At 41.9% G+C, this 21,891-nt stretch carries 26 protein-coding genes; 12 read left to right on the top strand and 14 right to left on the bottom strand.

Annotation, left to right across the window (positions count from 1 at the left end; translation table 11 throughout):
- Window positions 1-24 precede the first annotated feature (24 nt).
- Window positions 25-303 (bottom strand): hypothetical protein, encoded by a 279-nt coding sequence (locus SOI83_RS06515; RefSeq protein ID WP_320675890.1) that lies wholly within the window; start codon window positions 301-303, stop codon window positions 25-27.
- 101 nt (window positions 304-404) lie between these two features.
- Between SOI83_RS06515 and SOI83_RS06510 the strand changes: the two genes are divergently transcribed.
- From SOI83_RS06510 to SOI83_RS06500, 3 genes are all read left to right on the top strand, one after another.
- Window positions 405-938: an AbrB family transcriptional regulator gene (locus SOI83_RS06510; protein ID WP_320675889.1), complete on the top strand. Its 534-nt coding sequence runs from the start codon at window positions 405-407 to the stop codon at window positions 936-938.
- A gap of 119 nt (window positions 939-1,057) precedes the next feature.
- Window positions 1,058-1,417 carry a DUF6554 family protein gene (locus SOI83_RS06505; protein WP_320675888.1) on the top strand — a complete coding sequence of 120 codons (360 nt, stop codon included), beginning with the start codon at window positions 1,058-1,060 and terminating at the stop codon, window positions 1,415-1,417.
- Window positions 1,414-1,794: a hypothetical protein gene (locus SOI83_RS06500; RefSeq protein WP_320675887.1), complete on the top strand. Its 381-nt coding sequence runs from the start codon at window positions 1,414-1,416 to the stop codon at window positions 1,792-1,794. Before SOI83_RS06505 ends, SOI83_RS06500 begins: the two co-directional genes overlap by 4 nt.
- Here SOI83_RS06500 and SOI83_RS06495 read toward each other — a convergent pair.
- Entirely contained in the window at window positions 1,749-3,317 is a 1,569-nt protein-coding gene (locus tag SOI83_RS06495; protein WP_320675886.1) for a DEAD/DEAH box helicase, read from the bottom strand. The genes SOI83_RS06500 and SOI83_RS06495 overlap by 46 nt on opposite strands.
- Before the next feature lie 183 nt (window positions 3,318-3,500).
- On the opposite strand from SOI83_RS06495, the gene SOI83_RS06490 reads away from it, so the two are divergent.
- Window positions 3,501-3,938 carry an HNH endonuclease signature motif containing protein gene (locus SOI83_RS06490; protein ID WP_320675885.1) on the top strand — a complete coding sequence of 146 codons (438 nt, stop codon included), beginning with the start codon at window positions 3,501-3,503 and terminating at the stop codon, window positions 3,936-3,938.
- A 261-nt stretch (window positions 3,939-4,199) separates the two neighbouring features.
- Window positions 4,200-5,105, top strand: coding sequence for an SDR family oxidoreductase (locus tag SOI83_RS06485; RefSeq protein WP_320675884.1), 906 nt, complete (start codon window positions 4,200-4,202; stop codon window positions 5,103-5,105).
- 1 nt (window position 5,106) lies between these two features.
- Here SOI83_RS06485 and SOI83_RS06480 read toward each other — a convergent pair whose 3' ends face one another.
- The gene (locus tag SOI83_RS06480) at window positions 5,107-5,304 is read right to left on the bottom strand and encodes a 4-hydroxythreonine-4-phosphate dehydrogenase (RefSeq protein WP_320675883.1); all 198 of its coding nucleotides are present in this window, start codon (window positions 5,302-5,304) and stop codon (window positions 5,107-5,109) included.
- On the opposite strand from SOI83_RS06480, the gene pdxA reads away from it, so the two are divergent.
- Window positions 5,303-6,334, top strand: coding sequence for a 4-hydroxythreonine-4-phosphate dehydrogenase PdxA (gene pdxA, locus SOI83_RS06475; RefSeq protein WP_320675882.1), 1,032 nt, complete (start codon window positions 5,303-5,305; stop codon window positions 6,332-6,334). The two genes, SOI83_RS06480 and pdxA, sit on opposite strands and share 2 nt — an antisense overlap.
- Window positions 6,335-6,336: 2 nt before the next feature.
- Here pdxA and accB read toward each other — a convergent pair whose 3' ends face one another.
- Complete coding sequence (gene accB / locus SOI83_RS06470; protein WP_320675881.1) at window positions 6,337-6,834, bottom strand: acetyl-CoA carboxylase biotin carboxyl carrier protein; 498 nt, start codon at window positions 6,832-6,834, stop codon at window positions 6,337-6,339.
- Window positions 6,835-6,839: 5 nt separating this feature from the next.
- Window positions 6,840-7,400, bottom strand: coding sequence for an elongation factor P (efp, locus tag SOI83_RS06465; RefSeq protein ID WP_320675880.1), 561 nt, complete (start codon window positions 7,398-7,400; stop codon window positions 6,840-6,842).
- A 63-nt stretch (window positions 7,401-7,463) separates the two neighbouring features.
- On the opposite strand from efp, the gene SOI83_RS06460 reads away from it, so the two are divergent.
- Window positions 7,464-8,540, top strand: a complete 1,077-nt coding sequence (locus SOI83_RS06460) for a peptidylprolyl isomerase (RefSeq protein WP_320675879.1) — start codon at window positions 7,464-7,466, stop codon at window positions 8,538-8,540.
- Window positions 8,533-9,516, top strand: coding sequence for a thiamine-phosphate kinase (gene thiL, locus SOI83_RS06455; protein ID WP_320675878.1), 984 nt, complete (start codon window positions 8,533-8,535; stop codon window positions 9,514-9,516). The genes SOI83_RS06460 and thiL overlap by 8 nt, the downstream gene beginning before the upstream one ends.
- Window positions 9,517-9,598: 82 nt before the next feature.
- Here the strand turns inward: thiL and gap are convergent, their stop codons facing one another.
- Window positions 9,599-10,621 (bottom strand): type I glyceraldehyde-3-phosphate dehydrogenase, encoded by a 1,023-nt coding sequence (gene gap / locus SOI83_RS06450; protein ID WP_320675877.1) that lies wholly within the window; start codon window positions 10,619-10,621, stop codon window positions 9,599-9,601.
- 162 nt (window positions 10,622-10,783) lie between these two features.
- Between gap and murC the strand changes: the two genes are divergently transcribed.
- The 3 genes from murC to SOI83_RS06435 are packed head-to-tail and all read left to right on the top strand — an operon-like array spanning window position 10,784 to window position 13,534.
- Window positions 10,784-12,253 (top strand): UDP-N-acetylmuramate--L-alanine ligase, encoded by a 1,470-nt coding sequence (gene murC, locus SOI83_RS06445; protein ID WP_320677694.1) that lies wholly within the window; start codon window positions 10,784-10,786, stop codon window positions 12,251-12,253.
- A complete protein-coding gene (gene murB / locus SOI83_RS06440) occupies window positions 12,229-13,161 on the top strand; it encodes a UDP-N-acetylmuramate dehydrogenase (protein ID WP_320675876.1) in 933 nt (310 codons plus the stop codon). Before murC ends, murB begins: the two co-directional genes overlap by 25 nt.
- A 25-nt stretch (window positions 13,162-13,186) precedes the next feature.
- Window positions 13,187-13,534: a YbaB/EbfC family nucleoid-associated protein gene (locus SOI83_RS06435; RefSeq protein ID WP_320675875.1), complete on the top strand. Its 348-nt coding sequence runs from the start codon at window positions 13,187-13,189 to the stop codon at window positions 13,532-13,534.
- Here the strand turns inward: SOI83_RS06435 and rsgA are convergent.
- The 6 genes from rsgA to msrB form a co-directional block, all read right to left on the bottom strand.
- Window positions 13,518-14,459 carry a ribosome small subunit-dependent GTPase A gene (rsgA, locus tag SOI83_RS06430; RefSeq protein ID WP_320675874.1) on the bottom strand — a complete coding sequence of 314 codons (942 nt, stop codon included), beginning with the start codon at window positions 14,457-14,459 and terminating at the stop codon, window positions 13,518-13,520. The two genes, SOI83_RS06435 and rsgA, sit on opposite strands and share 17 nt — an antisense overlap.
- Window positions 14,437-14,655: a sulfurtransferase TusA family protein gene (locus SOI83_RS06425; protein WP_320675873.1), complete on the bottom strand. Its 219-nt coding sequence runs from the start codon at window positions 14,653-14,655 to the stop codon at window positions 14,437-14,439. The genes rsgA and SOI83_RS06425 overlap by 23 nt, the downstream gene beginning before the upstream one ends.
- 26 nt (window positions 14,656-14,681) lie before the next feature.
- The gene (gene dnaJ / locus SOI83_RS06420) at window positions 14,682-15,812 is read right to left on the bottom strand and encodes a molecular chaperone DnaJ (RefSeq protein ID WP_320675872.1); all 1,131 of its coding nucleotides are present in this window, start codon (window positions 15,810-15,812) and stop codon (window positions 14,682-14,684) included.
- A 42-nt stretch (window positions 15,813-15,854) separates the two neighbouring features.
- The gene (gene grpE / locus SOI83_RS06415; protein ID WP_320675871.1) at window positions 15,855-16,607 is read right to left on the bottom strand and encodes a nucleotide exchange factor GrpE; all 753 of its coding nucleotides are present in this window, start codon (window positions 16,605-16,607) and stop codon (window positions 15,855-15,857) included.
- 171 nt (window positions 16,608-16,778) lie between these two features.
- Window positions 16,779-18,044 carry an NAD(P)/FAD-dependent oxidoreductase gene (locus SOI83_RS06410; protein ID WP_320675870.1) on the bottom strand — a complete coding sequence of 422 codons (1,266 nt, stop codon included), beginning with the start codon at window positions 18,042-18,044 and terminating at the stop codon, window positions 16,779-16,781.
- Entirely contained in the window at window positions 18,010-18,516 is a 507-nt protein-coding gene (msrB, locus tag SOI83_RS06405; RefSeq protein WP_320675869.1) for a peptide-methionine (R)-S-oxide reductase MsrB, read from the bottom strand. Before msrB ends, SOI83_RS06410 begins: the two co-directional genes overlap by 35 nt.
- Before the next feature lie 40 nt (window positions 18,517-18,556).
- On the opposite strand from msrB, the gene dusA reads away from it, so the two are divergent.
- The gene (gene dusA, locus SOI83_RS06400) at window positions 18,557-19,588 is read left to right on the top strand and encodes a tRNA dihydrouridine(20/20a) synthase DusA (protein WP_320675868.1); all 1,032 of its coding nucleotides are present in this window, start codon (window positions 18,557-18,559) and stop codon (window positions 19,586-19,588) included.
- Between the two features lie 15 nt (window positions 19,589-19,603).
- Here dusA and SOI83_RS06395 read toward each other — a convergent pair whose 3' ends face one another.
- Both SOI83_RS06395 and argH read right to left on the bottom strand, forming a co-directional pair.
- A complete protein-coding gene (locus SOI83_RS06395) occupies window positions 19,604-20,350 on the bottom strand; it encodes an RNA-binding protein (protein WP_320675867.1) in 747 nt (248 codons plus the stop codon).
- A 121-nt stretch (window positions 20,351-20,471) separates the two neighbouring features.
- Window positions 20,472-21,884: an argininosuccinate lyase gene (gene argH, locus SOI83_RS06390; RefSeq protein WP_320675866.1), complete on the bottom strand. Its 1,413-nt coding sequence runs from the start codon at window positions 21,882-21,884 to the stop codon at window positions 20,472-20,474.
- Window positions 21,885-21,891 lie beyond the last annotated feature (7 nt).

Genomic DNA, 21,891 nt, shown 5'->3' with positions numbered 1-21,891 from the left:
TTATTTTGCCACCTAAAGAGGCCTTCAAGCAGCAATATTGTCTTCATCACAAGACCATGAGTCATCCTCCTCATTTAATTGTTCTGAGCCATCTAAAAGCTCTTTACATTCCAACAAAAGCTGATCGACTCCATCAAGCATTGCCATCTCCTCAGGATCAGGCTCAACTTGGCGTTGCCTCAAGAGCAATTCCAAAGACTCTTGCTTTTGTTCTAGTTTCACCAATCTCTGAGAAAGAGCAGAGACTGTCTGAGCAAGATCTTCAGTGGTACGAGTGATGCGAAAAGAACAAGAAGAGGTCATAGAAGAAAAATAACCTGCTCCGATAACAACACAAAGATTCAAAGACCTCAAGTCTTAAAAAAGCATCTGGTAAAAATTTCATATCCAGGCAAACTTACAAAATGCAGAATTTAATCATGACTCTTCAATTATCAAATTTGCTTATTTACCTATTAGGTGGAACAACGATTGGCCTATTAATGCTCTTTACCGGTATTCCTGCTGCACCTTTGGCAGGCGCATTACTCGGCGCAGGCTTTGTAAGCCTTAGCGGTCGACTTGATGCAGCACAATGGCCTGTAGGTACTAGAACAGCTGTAGAAATAGCTATAGGAACTGTCATTGGTACAGGGCTTACAAGAGAATCATTCGAACAACTACAAACACTTTGGCGCCCAGCAATTCTGATTACCACTACTCTAGTTTTGACAGGAATTGTTGTTGGGCTTTGGAGTAGCAGGTTATTAGGGCTAGATCCTTTAGTAGCTCTTCTAGGAGCTGCTCCTGGGGGAATAAGTGGAATGAGCCTAGTGGGAGCAGAATTAGGAGTAGGAGCAGCTGTCGCAGCACTACATGCCGTCAGATTAATAACAGTTCTACTCTTACTTCCATTAATAGTTAGGCTTTTGGGGCCTCTGGGTCTTATGAATCCATAAATAAACTCTGGACACAAACTAAGAAATCGATACGTTGATGGATACTGCTTTGCTTTTAACCAATGTTCCTAAATCCAAAAAGGATTTTCTTCTGCATTACCCTAATCAGCATGGCTGGCATGAACCTCCTAACCCAGTTAGGCCAAGCCTCTCCAAGAGACACAAGTGAAAAAGGAGCCCAGATTTATTGTTATATGCGTGACAATGGAAATGAACATGAAGTCAGCTGGAGGGCCGCATATGCCTTGATCAAAAGACAATCCAATGGGCTCTTCAAAACATCTCCAAGACACGCGGCAGTGATGATTACTGAAGCTGTAGTCCAGGAGCCAACAACATATCCAAACTGTGGAAGCTATCTTGGTGATCTCTTTGGAGGGGCAACCCCAATCACTAATAGCAACATAAGTGAATCCGAAATCCAAGACAAAAGTATTAATTCTAAGAAAAAAGGAAGCAGGGATCGTTATAGCTATTGAAGAATTATCAAAGGCTAATTAATATCTTCTGCACAGGCTTGTTGCTTGCGATTGCAGGTTGTGATTTCAATGAGATCAGAAGCAATCGAGACAACAAAAACAGTTGCCTTGAAAAACTTAATATTGAATCTATTGGATCTTCTATCGCCTTGTGTGATGAATTAATCAAAAAATATCCCGCTAATATTTTTTTAATTAATGATCGAGTCCTTTTACACATCTTAAATAATAACAAGGAAAAAGCATGTGAAGATGTTCTTGCAGCAACAAAACTAATTAAGTCACAAGATAATTTTAATGATCCAATCCTTAAAGCAGAATTCAGAATTCGTCAGGCATCCTGCACACAACTAAGCAACATTTTTGCCAATGATTGACGCTTGATGCGCAACTTATCATGACCTAGCAAAACTTCTATGGTGTCATTTTTTGTGGAAACTAGAGCATCTACCAATTGATCTGCAAAACCCAACTTAAACCAATGAATATTAAGAGCAGAATCCATACCAATTCTATGACATCTATCTTCAGCCTGTAAAACATCTCCAGGACTCCAAGGTCTCTCAAGTAAAACCACATGCCTTGCCTTATGCAAAGTAAAACCTAAGCCACCAGCAGCAAAAGTTGCAAATAGCAAAGAACTAGATCCTCCTTGAAAATTATTTACAGCTTCCTCTCGTTCTACAAGTTTCTGACGACCTGTCAGGAGTTCTCCCCCGAGGCTACTTTGAAGCAATTCCAATGGCTCTACAAAATTGCTAAAAATAACTACTGCCTCAGATTTGCGAAGTCTATCTTCTAAAAACTTTTTCACAGCTGGCAATTTAAACTCGGAGCCAATTCTTCTCAAAGAAGTTAAAATTGCTAATGATTCTGCATCTGACGAAACTAAGCCTTCTTGAACTCTTCTACGATAATCATCTATCACTAAGTCAATTCGATGGTCAAAACCAAGCGCCTGAGAGTCAGTTAAAACAACTTTATGATCAAATCGATATTTGGGAGGCAAGTCCAAAATATACTGTTTTCTACGGCTTAAAAACAAAGGTCTAATTAACTGACGAAGAATACTCAAATTACTTACACCTAAACAATCCCAAACTTGGCGGCCTTGTTTCTCTACCCAATGACCATTACAAAAAGACTTTTCGTAATTGACTTGATCTCTAGCTAAAGGGTGATCGATAGCAGCTAATAGTGGAAACAGCTGTGAAGGTCGGCCATTCTTAAATGGTGTTCCAGTGATCAACCATATTGCTCGTAAACGTGGATGCCGAGCGAGGCGCAACATTGCTTGAGTTCTTTTTGCCTTAATGTTTTGTGCAAAATGTGCCTCATCAACGATTAAAACTGTTCCAGCTTTTGGCAACTCCTTGGGCAATTTGGCCCAACTTTGCAAATGAATAGATAATCCCAAAGCTTTAGCTTCATAAAGCCAATGATTGTGGAGACCTACTGGAGCAATAACCATTACCTTGACATTTGCTGCTCGCACCATTGCCCTAGCAGCTAAAAGTGCTGTCAAAGTCTTTCCAAGCCCCATTTCATCCGCCAGTACCGCCCCTCGCCTAGCCAACAACCATCTAGCACCAACACGCTGGTGCGAAAGGGGATGGCGACCATCTAATAACTCTTTGTCTAAATCTCCCTCTGAAATTAAAAACCTATGCCTGGGCAAAGGAGGTAAGGGATGATTAAACAAAGACAACCAATTAGTTAATTCTTCTTCAACTACAAATCTGTTCCCTAAATAATTTTGAAGACTGTTAGCTGCAGCCAAGGGAAATTCCCAGCCAACTCGAGAACCCCGCCAATAACCTCGAGGCCTAATTCTGCGTAATTGAGCATGAGTAACCGCATCAAAAGGAAACGATACTTTTATCAAACCTCCTGAGGTCAAGCCCAGAGAACAACGAGTTAAAGACGTAAGAACAAATCCAGTTTGAGAGTAAAAACAAATTTACTGCTTTTAGAGAATCTGGCAAGAAAGTTAGCAAGCAAAGAACTAGAACTGTAAATAGAACAAAACAAACATTGACTTACTCTTCAATCAAGGCAAACTGACTTCAACCGATAACCTCGGATGCACTACAGAGACGCGGTTTTTCTCGATGATCTCTGCCCAAAATTAAGAGCTAGAAGGTGGAGGCAATCGCTACATGCATTTACCCAAAAGAGTTGCATTTATTGCGGGAAAGCTTCTGAATCTATTGATCACATTATCCCTCGCAGCAGAGGAGGGTTAAGCCTTACAGAAAATTGTGTGCCAGCATGTCTTTCGTGTAATGGTGACAAATCTGATGAAGAAGCTTTCCATTGGTACAGGCGTCAACGCTTCTATGACCCACGACGCGCAATGGCCATAAGGGCATGGATGGATGGCGATCTTCGCCTTGCATTACGTTTACTCCAATGGGCAAAACCATCAGAGTTGGAGAAGCAAAAACAATCTCATATTCCTGAAAAACAATCTCAAAGCAAAACTACTTTGGATGAAGAATGGAGTTTACAAGCGGCCTAATAAACCGTTTACAGCACCCGACAAGCCTGTGGAGAGTTATATCTTTCGCAGATGGAAGCTTGTCGAGCAGGCTCCTCCGGAGCCAAACATGTTGCAAAAAGCACAAGGCTGACAACTGCCATATTGCAAAGATTGAAACCACTAAGCCGATGAACAAACCAAACCCTGCAGAATTGTCCAAAAACGATGGACTTGGATGTGGTGAAGAAACTCAAAGGTGAATTAAGCACTGGCAACTAGCCGACTAATACACTTGTACTCATGCTTGAATCACTTGTCAACAGGTCAACACCTCTTCCTAAAGGCTCCAAGCTACTTGTCCTAGGAGGAGGTTTTAGTGGCCAACACATTGCAGCTCTTGCCAGAGCTCTTGGGAACGAAGCCGTTTGCAGTCGTAGACAAATCAATAGCCAAGGGGCAGATGTAATTTTTGACAGCGTGAATAAAACAATCCCTACAAACCTAAAACTAGAAAAATTTACACATTTGCTTAGTTCGATTCCTCCAGACGCAGATGGCAAAGACCCAGTCCTTAGCTGCCTAGAAGAACAACTGAAAGATATGTCGCTCAAATGGGTGGGGTATCTATCGACCACAGGAGTTTATGGAGACTCCAAAGGCAAATGGGTCTCAGAACAAGATTCTCCTAAACCAATTCAATTAAGAAGTAAAAGACGTTTGTCATGTGAAGAAGCTTGGCAACAAACTGGGCTGCCAATTCAAATCCTGAGACTTCCTGGAATTTATGGCCCTGGACGCTCAGCAATCACAAGCATCTGCAAAGGCAATGTCAGAATGGTTGATAAGCCTGGACAAGTATTTTCTAGAATTCATGTTGATGACATAGCTGGGGCAACAATGCATCTCATCAGCCTTGCTGAAAAAGGTCAAAAACCCTTAATCGTTAATATTGCCGATAACGTCCCTGCCTCAAATATTGACGTACTACGTTTTGCAGGAAAATTACTAGATAAGTCTTTACCGCCTTTAGAACCCTTTGAAATAGCAAAAAGCAAAATGAATCCAATGGCCTTATCATTTTGGCAGGAAAATAGAAGAATAAAAAACCGATTGCTGTGTGAAGAACTAGGCTATCAGTTGCTTCATCCAGATTATAAATCCGGGTTAAAGGATTGCTTTAAAGAAGATCTCAACCTTAAAAAATAGACTAATCAGAAGTAGATTTGTCTACATTCCTCTCCAACCAACTAAATAAAAATTCGTTCCAATTCAAAGGCTTATCAGGATCGACCTCTGCAAAACCAACTTGATTCAAAAGCTGTGACCACTTAATTACAAGCCATCCATCACGCAATCCGCTAGTCAATCCAAAAAACAACAAGCCCAACAGAATTAAACGCAACATGACATTCCCAGAAAAATCTTCAATACCAAAGGATGAAACAATTGTAATCGCTTTGGGCGACCCTGGTGGGATCGGCACAGAAATCACACTTAAAGCACTTGCATCGAAAAAATTACCTTCAACAATGAAACCATTGCTTGTGGGTTGCCAAAAACAAATCGAAGAAACTTATCGAAGGCTCATATCACAAGGGATAAACCAAATAGCTAATCCAAAAGATCTAACAATCAATAATATTCCCTTAAATACCATCGCAAATCCAGGAAGAGCATCAAAAGAAAATGGTGAGGCAAGTTTTAGATGGCTTACGAGAGCGATTGAACTAACACTCCAAAAAAATGGAAGAGCACTAGTAACAGCACCTATTGCAAAACATTCTTGGCATGCAGCTGGACATAATTATCCAGGTCAAACAGAAGTACTAGCAAAGCTTACAAATAGCCAACAAGCAACAATGTTATTTACAGCTTTATCCCCTCATAACAACTGGCGCTTAAACACTCTTCTAGCAACAACCCATATACCGCTACTAAAACTTAACAACTACTTATCCCCTTTAGTCTTAGAAGAAAAGCTAAATATACTTTCACAGTTTTGTAAAAAATTTAATAAAAATCCAAAACTTGCAGTTGCTGGTTTAAACCCCCACGCAGGAGAAGAAGGATTAATAGGCACAGAAGAAAAAGAATGGATAAAACCAGTTTTAGACAAATGGCGAATACAAAATCCAGATATAAAACTAGAAGGACCATTGCCACCAGACACTTGCTGGCTTTCAGCCGCTCTTTCATGGCAAGGGAGAATAACCTCTAATACCTACGATGGAATACTTGCTCTTTATCATGATCAAGGATTGATTCCAATCAAACTTCTAGCTTTCGATGAAGCTGTCAATACAACGTTAGGGCTGCCTTTTTTCAGAACCTCCCCGGATCATGGAACAGCTTTTGACATCGCAGGGACAGGTAAAGCAAGACCTAACAGCATGATTGCAGCTATAAGAACAGCTTGGGATTTAAGTCATCCTTGAATTCAGTTTGGCTTAACTCTCATCAACACTTGACCGAACTCCACGGGAGTTCCGTTATCCACAAGAATTTCAACTACTTCACCACTGACCTCGGACTCCAATTCATTCATCAATTTCATTGCTTCAAGAATGCAAACCGTTTGACCCACACCAATACGATTACCCACTTCAACAAAAGAGGGTTCCCCTGGAGCAGGGGCTCTATAAAACGTCCCAACCATAGGAGCTGTAATGTCTAGCAAATCAGCTCTAGAGCCAGCTCCTGCTGGAGGTGGGTTTCCTGCCGGCTGAGAGGGCTCTGACTTGGGTTGAGGAGTTGATGAAGTGGCTGGGACCTCAGTAGTAGGTGGAGAAATTACAGGAACTAAGGTCTGAGAAGCAACAGGTAAATTTCGCCTGATTTCTAAGCGAAAGTCATCCCCCTCCAGACGAAACTCTTGGATATCGCTTTGCTCCAATGCTGAAAGCAGAAGGTGCAGTTGTTCATGATCAAGCTGCATGTTGTTTAGTTCTCCCTCCCGAGATAGCTGTCATTACGAGTGTCAACCTTAATTTTCTCACCAACAGAAATAAAAAGGGGAACCATAACCTGGGCGCCAGTTTCAAGGATGGCTGGCTTAGTACCACCTGTAGCAGTATCACCCTTCACTCCAGGATCTGTTTGAGTGACTTCTAAAACTACAGAGTTAGGTAACTCAACTTCCAGCGGATCTCCATTCCAAGCAACCACATTCACCTCCATGCCTTCTTTTAAATATTTACGACCCTCGCCAATTTGTTTAGAAGTCAAGCGAGTCTCTTCGTAACTAGACATATCCATAAAGACATAATCCCCAGCCTCCATATAAGTGTGCTGAAGGGTGGACTTTTCCAACAAAGCTTGTGGAACCATCTCTCCAGCACGAAAAGTTTTCTCCACCACATTTCCACTCTGAACAGCTTTTAACTTGGTTCGCACGAAAGCAGAGCCCTTACCAGGCTTGACATGCAGGAATTCAACAACACGCCAAACAGCTCCATCCAGTTCAATCGTGGTACCTGTCCGGAAGTCGTTACTTGAGATCATTCCCGCGGAACGGATTAGGTGATCATAGAGCTGTGCCAAAGTCCACAAGGACTCAACTGCTAAATGCCAATTTTGCGTCTACTTATTTCAGCCCTCACAATCCTTCTCACCACTGGGCTCCTAGCAAGCAAGCCTCTTTTAGCTGGGCTCCCTCCTGGCAATGCTTTGAAAGATCCTTCTGCAATATTGCGCAACGCACTACCTGTACAACAAACGGATCTGCAAGGGATTCAACACACACTTGAAGTAACTAGCAACGAAATACCTGGAAATAAATGGGCAGCTTTAAACGAAGCAGCAAGTTCCACCCAATTTCTCTTAACCACTCGCAAAAAACAAATCCTGGAGAATATTCCAATCAATCGTCAAGAAGAAGGCAAAGCACTCTTAGAGGCCTTAGAAGAAAGCCTACAAAGTCTTGGACAAGATGCTAGCAGTCAAAATCAAACAAATTTCATAGAGACACGTAGAAAAGCACTAAATCAAATCGGCGACCTAGAAGGACTTTTCTTAACTGAAGGTTTTCCTTACAATATTCCAGATGAATTCAAAGATTTACCTAGATTACTAGGAAGAGCAACGGTCTCAATTAATACAAACAAAGGAGAGATGATCGCTGTAATTGATGGTTACAATGCACCACTGACTTCAGGGGCCTTTGTAGATCTAGCTCTTAAAGGATTTTATGATAATTTACCATTTAATAGAGCCGAAGACTTTTACATACTACAAACTGGGGATCCAGACGGCCCAGACATTGGTTATATCAATCCCAACACTGGAGATGAAAGACGTGTGCCTTTAGAAATAAGGGTTCCAGAGGAATCTCAAACCCTTTACAATGAAACCTTTGAAGATGTTGGTTTATACAAATCAACCCCAATACTTCCTTTTTCTACATTTGGCACTCTAGGCTGGTCTCATTCTGACCAAGCAGTAGATGATGGTTCTTCTCAGTTCTTCATTTTTTTGTATGAACCAGAGCTCACACCTGCAGGGCGCAACCTAATTGATGGGAGAAATGCAGCTTTTGGTTACATCGTCGAAGGTTTTAATGTATTAGAAAACTTAGGAGGAGATGATCGAGTGCTTTCTATCAAAGTGCTTGACGGTGCCAATCGTCTAGAGGAACATGGATGAAACTATTAAAGAAATTGGCGAAAGAAAACTACTAAAAAGAATAAGCAAATATGTCCCGAACAATCAGGCTGATGATGACACTGCAGAGTTAAATCTTAACGAAAAAAAACTTTTAATTAACACGGACCTCTTCGTGGAAGGTATTCACTTTAGCGAGATCACGACTTCATCGAATGATGTGGGATGGAGATCAGTTGCAGCAAATCTGTCAGATTTGGCTGCAAGCGGAAGCGACCATTTCCTTGGGGTCACTGTTGGATTGGTCACCCCGCCAAATACACAATGGTTATGGGTTGATGGCGTATACCAGGGTATTTCTGAATGCTTAGAAAAATTTGGCGGCGTACTACTGGGGGGGGATTGTTCCCAAGGGAGCGAAAGGATACTTTCCATAACTGCTATTGGTTCTTTAGGTGACCTCCGGCTCCATAGATCTTCTGCAAAACCCGGAGATTATTTAGCGGTAAGTGGTCCACATGGACTCAGTCGATTAGGTCTCGCCTTGTTACAAAAGGATTTAAACCTTTCTACTACGGAACTACCAGAAACCCTTCAAAAGAAAGCTTTATTAGCCCATCAAAGACCCAAGCCTGCTTTAGCAGCCCTAAAAGCACTCAAAAACACTAAACCTAAAGACTTGCCATTCCGTGCAGGTGGAACTGATAGCAGTGACGGGCTCCTAGAAGCCATCAATAATCTCTGTCAAAGCAGCCAATGTGTTGCTGTGCTCGATCCTGAAAGACTTCCGGTAGCCGAAAATTGGCCGTCAGGAAAAATTTGGGATAACTGGTGCCTAAATGGAGGAGAAGATTTTGAACTTGTAGTAAGCCTGCCTAAAACATGGGCAAATGCATGGATTAAATCAAATCCAAAATGTCAAATTATTGGACACATAGAAGAAGGAGAGCCATTAATTATATGGAAAGACACCAGGGAGGAGATCAAACCAAATACTTGCTTTAAACATTTTACATAGTCAAATTATGGTCCCAAAAGGCCAAATCTTGATTTATAAATGTTGAAGCAAAAGGCTAATTATTCCCGAATAAGTTTAGAACTTATTTCCATCTTTGAGCAACTATTTCTGCCAAATCTACTACTCGCTGACTATAGCCCCATTCATTGTCATACCAGGCGAGTACCTTAATCAAATTATCCCCAATAGCCATAGTTAACGCTTCATCGACAATCGTGGATTCGTTAGTTCCTGCATAATCACTAGAAACCAATGGAAGATCTCCATACTTAATAATACCCTTCATAGACCCTTCAGAGGCTTGTTTCAAAACTGCATTAACCTCTTCTGCGTTTGTTGAGCATCCAGCTTCAAAAACAAGGTCCACTGCCGATACATTAGGAGTTGGAACTCGCATTGCTATACCAGTAAGTTTGCCCTTCATTTCTGGATAAACAAGAGCAACAGCTTTCGCAGCTCCAGTGGAAGTAGGAACAATATTCATTGCTGCAGCCCTTGCACGACGTAAATCCCTATGACTATTATCCAAAATTCTTTGGTCACCAGTATAGCTATGAATTGTAGTCATTAAGCCTTTATTGATTCCAAACTTTTGGTCTAGAACTTTAACGATTGGAGCCAAGCAGTTTGTCGTGCAACTTGCATTGCTCAATATCTGATAATCATCATGTTGATACTGATCAGCATTAACCCCAACAACATAGGTTCCAACTCCATCGCCTTTGCCTGGAGCTGTCAGAATCACTTTTTTAGCTCCAGCCTCTAAATGCTTACTTGCGCCAACATCAGTATTAAAAACACCTGTTGATTCAATAACTAAATCTACTCCCCATTCCTTCCATGGAAGATTAAGAGGATTCCTGTCTGAAAAACATTTAATGCTTTTCCCATTAATTATAAAAGTATCGTCGGTATAACCAATTTCAGCATCTTTGATCTGACCCAAAATTGAGTCATACTTGAGCAAATGGGCATTGGTCTTGGGATCAGAAGTGACGTTGATGCCTACTACTTCAAGACCTGTATTGGCTCCTCGGCTCAGCCAACAACGCATGAAATTGCGACCAATTCGGCCAAATCCATTTATCGCAACGCGCAGAGTCATATCTAAAGCGGGAATACCGCAAAGTAAGTTGGCCGCCGATCATACAGAAATGCCAAAAATTCTTGTCGAATCAGAGGACAGAAAACGAAGAAAAACAATCCATGGAGTAACGACCTGCTCCAAAAACCATGCAAAAGCGGGCCTTTCTTGCAAAGGTGACCTATCTTTCAACCGTCTACTCCTCCTACGGCGAATCCGATTAACAGCAAAAGACCCATTCACTTCATAGGCCTTGGTGGTGTAGGGATGTCTGCACTGGCCCTAATACTGGCTGATCGAGGACATCTCATTTCTGGATCAGATCAACAAATCAACCCAAGCATCCGCCAACTAATAGAAAAAGGCGTTAAATTTTTTAAGGGACAAAGGGATTCGAATATTCACCAACTTTGCAAGACATACGAAATCAGCCCCTTAATCATTAAAAGCAGCGCAATACCCCTAAACAACCCAGAGTTAAAAGCTGCTGAAAACCTACGCTTGGAAATATGGCACCGGTCAGACCTTCTGGCAAAGCTAATAAAAGAACAAACTTCCATAGCTGTAGGCGGAAGCCATGGAAAAACCACTACAAGCACCTTTATTAGCACCTTGCTTGAGAAAGCCAATCAGGGCCCGACAGCGGCAATTGGTGGCTATGTACCTTGCTTTGGTAGCAATAGCCATGTAGGTAATGGAGAAATTCTTGTAGCTGAAGCCGATGAATCAGACGGGACCCTTGTGAAATTTCAAGCAAACTGCAGTGTAATAACAAATTTGGAACTAGATCACACAGACCACTATCCAAACCTAAACGAATTAATAAAAACTATGCAAAAGTTTGCTGAAGGCTCCAAAAGCCTCTTGGCTAACTATGACTGCCGCATCTTGAGGGATAACTTCAAAGCTTCCGCCTGGTGGTCTATCAATAACATCGAAGACGTCGACTTTGCCGCAATACCTATTGCATTATATGGAGACCAAACCATTGCAGACTTTTATGAAAAAGGAAAACTTATTTCTCGTATTCAAATACCAGTACCTGGATTACATAATCTCAGCAATGCTTTAGGAGCAATTAGTGCATGTCGACTACAAAACATACCATTTAAAGAAATCAAAAAACATTTGGGAGAACTACAAACACCTGGACGCCGGTTTGAGTTTCGAGGTAATTGGAATGGTAGACAAATTGTTGATGACTATGCACATCACCCTAGTGAGGTCCTTGCAACAATCTCGATGGCTAAAATAATGATAAAAAGTAAAAAAACTATCTTTGATAATCCCCCTGAAAGACTGGTTGTGGTCTTCCAGCCACATCGCTACAGCAGAATGAAAGAATTTATACAAGAGTTTGCCTCAGTTCTTAGCAAAGTTGATTGTTTATTCTTGGCACCAGTCTATTCTGCAGGAGAAAAGCCTATAAACAATGCAAACAGTCAGGCATTAAAACAAGCTATTAATAAGCTAAACCCAAATGTACCCATATTCTTAGGTAAAAATCTCGAGACTTTAACAACATCAATCAAAAAGTATAGTCGCAATAATGATCTTATTCTTGTTATCGGTGCTGGCGATATAAACAATATTTGGAATCATTTAAATGAGAAGAATGATTTAGAAGAATGGTGCTCCACTATGGCAGCATAACGCCCTTGATTAAAGAACTGAATCTGCAAAGCCTTGTCTCATTAGCAAATTTCACTACTTTGCGTGTTGGAGGAAAAGCAGAGTTTTTTGCAGAGCCAAATGATCCCAATGAACTGCAATTACTTATCAATTGGGCACACACCCAAAACATTCCCTGCCAAGTTTTAGGAGCAGGGTCAAATCTATTGGTTAACGATAAAACTTTGCAAGGATTAAGTGTATGCACTCGCAAGTTAAACGGAGCAAAAGTGAATGGAGATACCGGATTAGTGAAAGCCTTCGCTGGCGAACCACTGCCTAGCTTGTCTCGACGTGCTGCCAAGGAAGGTCTCCATGGCCTGGAATGGGCAATAGGTATACCAGGAACACTAGGAGGAGCTGTGGTCATGAATGCTGGTGCACAAGGGGGTTGCATCTCAGACCTGCTGAAAACCTTAACCGTAATGTCCCTAAGTGAAGGCAAGCAATTTGAACTTAAAAAAGAAGATCTTCTCTATGGTTATCGCCATAGTCGCTTGCAAGAAGATGATTTGATTGTTATCTCAGCCACTTTACAATTAGAGGCTGGACATAACAGCGACGAAGTCTGCCGAAAAACAAACGAAAACCTGATACATAGGACAAGCACACAACCATACAGCCTTCCTAATTGCGGCAGCGTATTTCGCAATCCAGAACCATTAAAAGCCGCACAACTTATTGATGGGCTAGGCTTAAAAGGTTACAGAATAGGTGGGGCAGAAATTTCCAATATTCATGCCAATTTTATTGTCAACCAAGCAGCAGCTTCTGCAAAAGACATAAATGATTTGATTAGCTTTATACAATGCGAAGTCGAAAAAGCCTATGGATTAAAACTACATACTGAAGTTAAATTTCTTGGCTTCGGATCTAACTCAAACCATTAGCATTCAACTATCGCCTCTAAAAACCATGGCAGCGTTCGGACTACCCAATTTCGGTCAATTAACTGAAGCTTTTCGAAAAGCACAACAAATCCAACAAGAAGCACAAAGCCTTCAAGTTGAATTGGATGAAATGGAGCTTCAAGCAACAGATGAAAGTAAGAGAGTAAGTGTATGGATTTCGGGCAATCAAAAGCCCCTTCGAATTGAGTTCAACAACACTATTCTGAATGAGTCTAAAGAAACTATTGAAGAAGCTACCTTAGAAGCTTTACAGGCAGCATACAAACTCTCAACAACAACAATGAAAGAGCGCATGGAAGAGTTGACCGGAGGCTTAAAATTAAATCTGCCTGATTTTAACGCCGAGAATTAAGTATTTCTAAAATAGAATTTCTATAGAAAGAGTATCTCTCCCAGGTTTTTGGAATTGAGCAGCCAGGTTCGTCTAAATGCAAGCAATTTCTAAACTTACATCTATTCTCATTGAGCTTACTCCTAATTTCTGGAAAAAGATAAGGTAAATCAGAGGGGTCACATTCAAGAGAAGGTCTATTAAAACCTGGTGTATCTGCAACATAACAACCTGTCGCAAAGGAATAAAGTTCCACATGTCTAGTTGTATGGCGACCACGTTGTAATCTGCCAGATAACTTGCCGACTCTAATTGATTTTTTTTTCAGAAAATAGCTAAGCAAACTACTTTTACCTACTCCTGAAGGCCCACAAAGGACTGCTAAGCCTTTCTTGAGAAATAGGGATTTCAAATGATCCAAACCTTCTGCACTTTTAATTGAAATAGGAATAGGTTCGTAACCCCAATCTTCTATTCGTTTTAACATTTGCTCCACGTTATTCTTTGCCATCAAGTCTGTCTTTGTAAGCAATAAGTGCAAATCTAATCCTGTTTTTTCTGCTGTGAGCAAAAAACGGCTGGCCTGATCTAAATCAAAAGCGGGATTTTTCAATGATAAGACAACAAATAAGGAAGTAATATTGGCAACTGGAGGCCTATCAATCCAGCTTATTCGCGGTTCTACTTTAACAATTACTCCCGTACAAGCTTTCCAGTCAATAGCTTCGATCCAAACACGATCACCTGTCGACACGAGGGTACCTATATGATCCAAACGACTCCTTCGGGTACACAGTATTCGAAGAGATTTTTGATGATCAAAACCATTCAAATCCATCAAAATATTCTTATTTAGATCGTCTAACTCAACCTCAAAATAATTGGCTTGTGAAGCCACAACAGTACCTATTAAAGAATTGAATTCACTCTCCACAGTTGTTGACAACCAAAACCCTCATCCAATCATCTTCGTAACCCACAATTTCAACCTTATGCCCTGCATCTCGAAGACCGAAGATAACCATAGATTCTGGCTCTCCCACATCCAAATCAACCTGAAGCAACTCATTATTTTCTAACCTTTCAAGAGCTAATTTACAGCGAATAAAATTTAATGGACAGGGCGTACCTCGCAGGTCCATCTTATTTGATGAGAGTGTAGATCTCATCAAGTTTGACCAAACAAACGTGCAAACAAACCACTATTGTGATGATGATGTTGTGGTCCTTTAGCAGAATGATGACTAGCTAAATTCTCTAGCAAACCACGTTCTTCATCAGACAATCTTGTGGGCAATTGTACCTTTACTGAGATACGCTGATTACCCCTAGCAACAGGATTCCCTAGCTTAGGAATACCTTTATTTTCCAAAGTTAAAACCGCATTCGGTTGAGTCCCTGCAGGTATATCAAGGTCGGATAAACCATCAACAGTATCAACTTGGATGGTGTCCCCCAAAATCGCCTGAAGATAACTAACATTTACATCTGAAAGAACAGTTAAGCCATCACGTTTCAACTTTGGATGACTTTTTACCTTCAAAAACACATATAGATCCCCTGAAGGACCTCCCCGTAAACCGGCATTGCCCTCACCAGTAACTCTTAAGCGCGTTCCACTATCAACTCCAGCAGGAATGTTGATACGCAATTTTTTTCTAACTTGACGTACTCCTTGTCCCGAACATGCAGGGCACGGATCTGCAATTACCTGGCCCGTTCCACCACAAGCCGGGCATTCAGCTACTTGGGTAAAGCTGCCAAAAGGAGTTCTAGTAGCGCGACGAACCTGTCCTACCCCTCCACAAGTACTGCAAGTAACAGGTCGAGTTCCTTTTTTCGCCCCACTTCCTTGGCAAACATCACAAGTTTCCAAATGCGGCACTTTTATTTCTTTTTCTTCTCCAAAAACCGCTTGCAAAAAATCGATCGTTAAGTCATATCGAAGATCTTCACCCTGTTGCGGTCCTCTACGTTGCGTGCGAGGCCCAGCAGAAGCGCCTCCACCAAACCCACTAAAAAATGTCTCAAATAAATCTGCAAAGCCTCCCATATCTCCCATGTCTGGCATCCCAGCTGCCCCACCAAGCCCAGCCTCACCAAATTGGTCATAACGTGCTCGTGACTGGGGATCACCAAGCACTTCATAAGCTCGCCCAATTTCCTTAAAGCGATCCTCAGCACCAGGATCCTTATTAACATCAGGGTGGTACTGACGTGCTAAACGGCGATAAGCCCGTTTCAAGGTATCTCCGTCAGCATCCCTGCTAACACCGAGAAGATCGTAAAAATCTGCCATCAGACCATCAACATTGCATCAGAGTAAAGACCAAAAGAAAGATCATTGGTTTTCTTTATCCGGCGATAAGAGCTCATCAGGGATCTGCTCAGAGGTTTCTTGATCAGAAGCAGAATCATTAGTTGAACTTTTTTGTGATCCCATAGAGACCTTCACAAGAGCATGACGCAAAACACGTCCATTGAGGTGATAACCACGTTGTAGTTCTTCAATCACAACATCTTCTGGGTGCTCATCACTAGGCTCACGTAAAACCGCTTCATGCAGGTTTGGATCAAAGGACTGACCAACTACACGCATTGGTGCAACCCCTAACTGCTTCAAAACATCAACCAGCTGTTTATACAAGCCTTGATAACTACGGTGCAGGGCTTGTGCCTCTTCGCCCTGAGGATCTAACTGTTGTCGCGCACGCTCAAAGTTATCAACTACTGGAAGAATCTCACTAAGAGTCGTACAAGTGAGCTGTACTCGGAGATCATCCTGATCACGTGATTGCCGCTTTCTGAAATTGTCAAAATCTGCTGCAATTCTCATGTATTGACTTCGAAGAGTCTCATGCTCCTCTTCCAGTTGCTGAAGTCGAGCTTCGCTATCAGGGGTTAATGGCTTATCTCCCAGAGATCCGTCATCGGCTGAATTCTCAGCTTGAGCCTGTTCAATAGGCAATTGAGCACTACTGGAATCCTTGTCAGCCATCGGCTCAACAGATTGAGTATTCCCAGATTCTGATGAATTTTCCTCAGAACCTGATCCCTTTGGATCCTGAGCTTGTGAGGTCACGTCTTCACTCATACTGTGCACTTCTAGCTTCACATGCACCCATGTTGATGGGTGAAGTGGTCCTCAGACAAGCTGCGGAAGCCCGCACCTATCTGACGTAATAATTACCAACAAAATGACCTATGTGTATTAGCAACCAATTACAAGAATACAAATCAATACTTTAATCTAGTTTTTATGGATTTAATAGGCTTTATTAATTGCATTGGCAATTGACTTGCCTGCTAACCAGCCACTACTCCAACAATGTTGGAAATTAAAACCACCTGTAATTCCATCTACATCCAATAATTCTCCGGCAATATATAAACCTGAACATATACGACTTTCCATTGTAGAAAGATCTATTTCATCCAATTCAACACCACCAGCTGTCACAAATTCTTCCCCAAAAGGGCCTCTACCTTCAACACGAAATTGACTATTAATCAAACAATCAATTAATGACTGCTCAAATTTATAAGAAAAGTCAGCCCAACGCAAATCGGGATCTATCGAGGCAAGCGATAAGAGTAATAACCAAAATCGTTTAGGTATAGTCGAAAAGGGTTTAACTGTTTTGATCCTTTTGGATGCATTTTCATGACGAAATTTACGAATAAATTCTTGGATGTAAGTTCTATCTAAATTACCCAGCCAATTAATAGTAATTTTAGCCTTATATTTATCTTTATGTAGAGCCCTAGCTGCATAAGCTGTTAAACGTAAAACTGCAGGACCACTGATGCCCCAATGAGTTATGAGCACTCTACCAAGTTGCTCAAAACACTCTCCGCCCACCCTGATATTTAATTTAACCGAATCAAGAGATATGCCGCTGCACTTATTCAAACGGGGCTCAGCTAATTTAAAAGTAAACAATGAAGGAATAGGTTTAATAATATTATGACCTAAAGCCTTTGCCATCTTCCGCCCAGAAGGATGCCCTCCTGTGGCAAGTAATGCTTTTTTGGCAAAAGCAAAGGATTTATCTTGGAGTGTAACAATAAAGAGATCATTTAAATCAGTTCTTATAGTACTTACCAAAGCTTCTTGAAGTAACTTCACGCCAACTTTTTTAGCTGCTTTTTTTAGGCAATTAACTATTGCCAAGGAAGTATTGGCTTTAGGAAACATCCTGCCATCCTCCTCTACAACCAATTCAACTCCATGCTCAGCAAACCAACTAATTGAATCACCACAAGCAAAACGAGTGAAAGGACTATATAAAGCAATACCTCCTCGGGGATATTTGGTTATGAGTTCACTTGGATCCCAACAGGCATGAGTTACATTGCATCGACCACCTCCACTAATTCGTACTTTATCTAATGGCTTACGTGTGGCCTCTAATAAAAGCACAGAAGCATTACTTTGTTCAGCTGCTGTGATAGCAGCCATGAAACCTGCGGCACCACCGCCTACAACAATTAGATCAAATTGTTGGCTTGAAAGTGAGAGCAACTCCATTGTTGCAATAACGTTTTCCTGTTGGTCTTGGACCATCGTTAAAAACATGTCCTTGATGGCCACCACATCGGCGGCAATGATATTCAGTTCTGGGCACAATCAACTTAAAATCGACTTTAGTATCAATCGAATTATCTAATGGAGCCCAAAAACTAGGCCATCCTGTACCACTATCAAATTTTGCCTGGGAAGAAAATAAAGGCAAATCACAACCCGCGCAATGAAAAGTTCCACTTCTTTTCTCATCATTCAACGGACTAGTAAAAGGTCTTTCAGTACCTTCATCACGTAAAACATTGTAAGCCTCTTTTGATAGCCTTCCCCTCCAATCCGAATCTGTTAAGTCCCATGAACTATCATCTGCCTTTGAGGCAGCCAATAGCAAGGAAGGACTTCGAAAGAATGCTAATAAACCTGCAATTACTGACATAAGAAGTGAACGACGACTAAAAAGAGAAGAGATAGTGTGCATAAACCAATCAAAACCAACAAGACTGTTCTAGACAAGACCTATGGAAAAGTGCGTTCCAAACCAAGCAATAGTAAACAAATCTTCCTCAAGCATTGAGGAAGCATATCGATTTAGTGTCGCACCAATGCTTGATTGGACTGACTCTCACTTCAGAGTGTTGATGCGTCAAATTACAAAACGCAGCTTACTGTATACCGAAATGGTCGTGGCGAAAGCACTACACCACCAAAAAAATCCCTGCAAATTACTTAATTTCGATAATATTGAACACCCAATCGCACTTCAAATTGGTGGAGATGAACCAAAGCTTTTAGCAGAAGCAGCAAAACTGGCAGAAGAATGGGGTTACGACGAAATTAATTTAAATGTGGGGTGTCCTAGCAAAAAGGTCAGATCAGGCAATTTTGGAGCTTGTCTTATGGCTAAACCTAGTCATGTAGCACAATGCGTAGAAGCAATGACTAATGCAAGTTCTATACCAGTAACCGTAAAACATCGACTTGGCATAGATGATTTAGATAATGACTATCTATTAAAGAATTTCGTAGTGGAAGTTGCAAATGGAGGAGCTAAACGATTTGCAATTCATGCAAGAAAAGCATGGCTTGAAGGACTAAATCCAAAAGAGAATAGAACAATACCCCCTCTTCAATATGAAAGAGTAGCTGCACTGAAAAAACAACTGCCTCATGTCATCATTGAACTTAATGGCGGCCTGCAAACACCAATCGATTGCATAAATGCATTGGCATTTTGCGATGGAGCAATGGTTGGAAGAGCCGCATACGAACATCCACTTAGATGGAAAAATATTGATGAAATCATTTATGGAGACTCAGCTAAAGAAATCAATCCTTCAGAGATAATAAAAAACCTATTACCTTATGCTGAAAAACATCTAGCCAGAGATGGAAAACTATGGGACATATCTCGACACCTATTGCAAATCGTAGAAGGAGTGCCTGGTGCAAGATTATGGAGAAAAAATCTTACACTTAAGGCTCAAAATAGAAGTGCAAATTTAACTGTACTAGAAGAAGCTATAAAGGAATTGGAAAATTTAGGCCTTTAACAGTTCAACTTCTAATTAACCTTCGGCACCACCGTAATCTGAATTTTCGTCGCCAGAAAATCCACCATCTTTTTCAGGTGCTGTACCTCTTCTTCTACGGCTACGCCCTTCATCATGTCCAGAAGAATCGGAAGAAGATCCTCCACCATAACTACGATCTTCCCAACCTTTGGCACCACTAGAAGCGTTACCGCCACCTTGGCCGCCACCGCCATATCCACCTTGGCCACCACTGCCATAGCCGCCTTGGCCACCACCGCCATAGCCGCCTTGGCCGCCACCGCCATAGCCGCCTTGACCACCGCCGCCATAGCCACCTTGGCCGCCGCCGCCGCCATAGCCGCCTTGGCCGCCACCGCCATAGCCGCCTTGACCACCGCCGCCATAGCCACCTTGGCCGCCGCCGCCATAGCCGCCGCCGCCATAGCCACCACCGCCGCCATAGCCGCCGCCACCGCCATATCCGCCGCCGCCATAGCCGCCGCCGCCATAGCCGCCGCCGCCTCTTCTTGGAGCACTGCCTCGGGGCTCAGCCTTGTTAATGCGCAATGGACGGCCCATCATCTCCGCTCCTTGCAAGCCTTCTATAGCGGCGGCTTCAGCAGCCTCATCAGACATCTCAATGAAAGCAAAACCTCGCTTTCGTCCAGTGTCTCTTTCAAGAGGGAGGGAACAATTAGCGACCTCACCAAAGGGCGCAAACAATTCAATGATGTCTTCCTGCTCAGCGCGGAAGGGCAGATTGCCAACGAAAATACTCACTTGTCTAAATTGGACAGAAAATGGACCGATTGGATCAAAGGGATCCTAATTGGCTAATGATTCTTAAGGAATCAAATAACCAATAACACCTATAGATTAAACCGCAGAGGAAAAACTTAAATCACTCTTTCATGGAACCAAGGCGACTTCGCCAATATTCCAACTGCTCCTGAACACGAACAAACGCAGTCCCCCCTTCACTTTTTCTAGAACAGACAACACTCTGCGGGGGAAGTTTATCCAGCAAATCTTCACCGATGGAAGGGTGACAGGCCTTCCATTGAGCAAGGGTTAAATCTCGAAGCAAAACTTTCTGATCCAAACAAGTTTTTACCAATCCTCCAACGATCTGATAAGCCTCACGAAAAGGAACTCCCTTTTTCACCAAATAATCTGCCACATCTGTTGCATTAGAGAAATCACTTTGCACTGCAACGCTTAACCTTTCCTGAGAAAAAACTAATCCTTCTTCGAATAAAATATACATCGCCTGAAGACAATTTTTAGTAGTCGCAACAGTGTCAAATAATGCTTCTTTGTCTTCCTGAAAATCCTTGTTATAAGCGAGGGGAAGTCCTTTTATCATTGTCAAAAGACCTTGAAGATGACCATAAATACGTCCGGTCTTTCCTCGAATTAATTCAGGTACATCAGGGTTTTTTTTCTGTGGCATTAAGCTACTTCCAGTCGAACATCGATCCGTAAGCTGAACAAACCCAAATTCTTCTGAAGCCCACAAAATAACTTCATCAGCCAAACGACTCATATGAGCCATAACTAATGCTGAAAAACCCGCAAATTCAACTGCAAAATCCCTATCACTAACAGCATCTAAACTATTTCTATAAATGTCGTCAAACCCTAGCTCTAGTGCAGTTTGACGACGATCAATCGGCAAGGAAGTTCCTGCCAAAGCTGCCGCACCAAGTGGTGAAATGTTTACGCGTCTACGAACCTCCAAAAGACGATCACGATCACGTTGAAGCATCTCTACATAAGCCAAAAGATGATGCGCTAAACAAACCGGTTGAGCTCGTTGAAGGTGTGTATAACCAGGAATTAACCAATCCGCATGAGACTCTGCTTGACCCAACAAGGCAATTTGCAAGCGAACAAGATGCTGCTCAATTTCATCGATGCGACGTCTTAACCAAAGGCGAAGATCAGTTCCTACCTGATCATTACGACTGCGCCCAGCATGTAATTTCTTACCCACTGGACCCAACAAAGCAATCAATCGTCGCTCTACCGCAAAATGAACATCCTCATCGGTTAGGTCTGGCTGAAAAGTTCCCTCCTTGGCCTCAAGACGAATCTGTTCAAGGCCTCTTGAAATCTCTGCAAATTCTTCCTTAGTAATTACCCCACAATCAGCCAACATTCGACTATGAGCAATTGATCCATCTAAATCCTCCTGAAGAATTGTGATATCAAATGCAATAGAAGCATTAAAAACTTCTATTGCCGGATGAAGCCCCTCCTCAAACCTGTCACTCCAACCTGTCTTTGATCCTCCAGTTACCCCTCCTGTCATTCTTCCA

Origin of the sequence: Prochlorococcus sp. MIT 1300, assembly GCF_034092375.1 — a bacterium.
Lineage (GTDB): Bacteria > Cyanobacteriota > Cyanobacteriia > PCC-6307 > Cyanobiaceae > MIT-1300.
Note: the sequence above shows the minus strand (reverse complement) of the source record. Positions and strands in the feature narration are given on the sequence as shown.

What these genes read in the sequence shown, in the direction of transcription:
- SOI83_RS06515 (WP_320675890.1), bottom strand. Translation starts at nt 303, where the DNA reads ATGACCTCTTCTTGTTCTTTTCGCATCACTCGTACCACTGAAGATCTT.
- SOI83_RS06510 (WP_320675889.1), top strand. Translation starts at nt 405, where the DNA reads ATGCAGAATTTAATCATGACTCTTCAATTATCAAATTTGCTTATTTAC.
- SOI83_RS06505 (WP_320675888.1), top strand. Translation starts at nt 1,058, where the DNA reads ATGAACCTCCTAACCCAGTTAGGCCAAGCCTCTCCAAGAGACACAAGT.
- SOI83_RS06490 (WP_320675885.1), top strand. Translation starts at nt 3,501, where the DNA reads ATGCACTACAGAGACGCGGTTTTTCTCGATGATCTCTGCCCAAAATTA.
- SOI83_RS06485 (WP_320675884.1), top strand. Translation starts at nt 4,200, where the DNA reads ATGCTTGAATCACTTGTCAACAGGTCAACACCTCTTCCTAAAGGCTCC.
- pdxA (WP_320675882.1), top strand. Translation starts at nt 5,303, where the DNA reads ATGACATTCCCAGAAAAATCTTCAATACCAAAGGATGAAACAATTGTA.
- SOI83_RS06480 (WP_320675883.1), bottom strand. Translation starts at nt 5,304, where the DNA reads ATGTTGCGTTTAATTCTGTTGGGCTTGTTGTTTTTTGGATTGACTAGC.
- accB (WP_320675881.1), bottom strand. Translation starts at nt 6,834, where the DNA reads ATGCAGCTTGATCATGAACAACTGCACCTTCTGCTTTCAGCATTGGAG.
- efp (WP_320675880.1), bottom strand. Translation starts at nt 7,400, where the DNA reads ATGATCTCAAGTAACGACTTCCGGACAGGTACCACGATTGAACTGGAT.
- SOI83_RS06460 (WP_320675879.1), top strand. Translation starts at nt 7,464, where the DNA reads ATGCCAATTTTGCGTCTACTTATTTCAGCCCTCACAATCCTTCTCACC.
- thiL (WP_320675878.1), top strand. Translation starts at nt 8,533, where the DNA reads ATGGATGAAACTATTAAAGAAATTGGCGAAAGAAAACTACTAAAAAGA.
- gap (WP_320675877.1), bottom strand. Translation starts at nt 10,621, where the DNA reads ATGACTCTGCGCGTTGCGATAAATGGATTTGGCCGAATTGGTCGCAAT.
- murB (WP_320675876.1), top strand. Translation starts at nt 12,229, where the DNA reads ATGGTGCTCCACTATGGCAGCATAACGCCCTTGATTAAAGAACTGAAT.
- SOI83_RS06435 (WP_320675875.1), top strand. Translation starts at nt 13,187, where the DNA reads ATGGCAGCGTTCGGACTACCCAATTTCGGTCAATTAACTGAAGCTTTT.
- SOI83_RS06425 (WP_320675873.1), bottom strand. Translation starts at nt 14,655, where the DNA reads ATGGACCTGCGAGGTACGCCCTGTCCATTAAATTTTATTCGCTGTAAA.
- dnaJ (WP_320675872.1), bottom strand. Translation starts at nt 15,812, where the DNA reads ATGGCAGATTTTTACGATCTTCTCGGTGTTAGCAGGGATGCTGACGGA.
- grpE (WP_320675871.1), bottom strand. Translation starts at nt 16,607, where the DNA reads ATGAGTGAAGACGTGACCTCACAAGCTCAGGATCCAAAGGGATCAGGT.
- SOI83_RS06410 (WP_320675870.1), bottom strand. Translation starts at nt 18,044, where the DNA reads ATGGAGTTGCTCTCACTTTCAAGCCAACAATTTGATCTAATTGTTGTA.
- msrB (WP_320675869.1), bottom strand. Translation starts at nt 18,516, where the DNA reads ATGCACACTATCTCTTCTCTTTTTAGTCGTCGTTCACTTCTTATGTCA.
- dusA (WP_320675868.1), top strand. Translation starts at nt 18,557, where the DNA reads ATGGAAAAGTGCGTTCCAAACCAAGCAATAGTAAACAAATCTTCCTCA.
- argH (WP_320675866.1), bottom strand. Translation starts at nt 21,884, where the DNA reads ATGACAGGAGGGGTAACTGGAGGATCAAAGACAGGTTGGAGTGACAGG.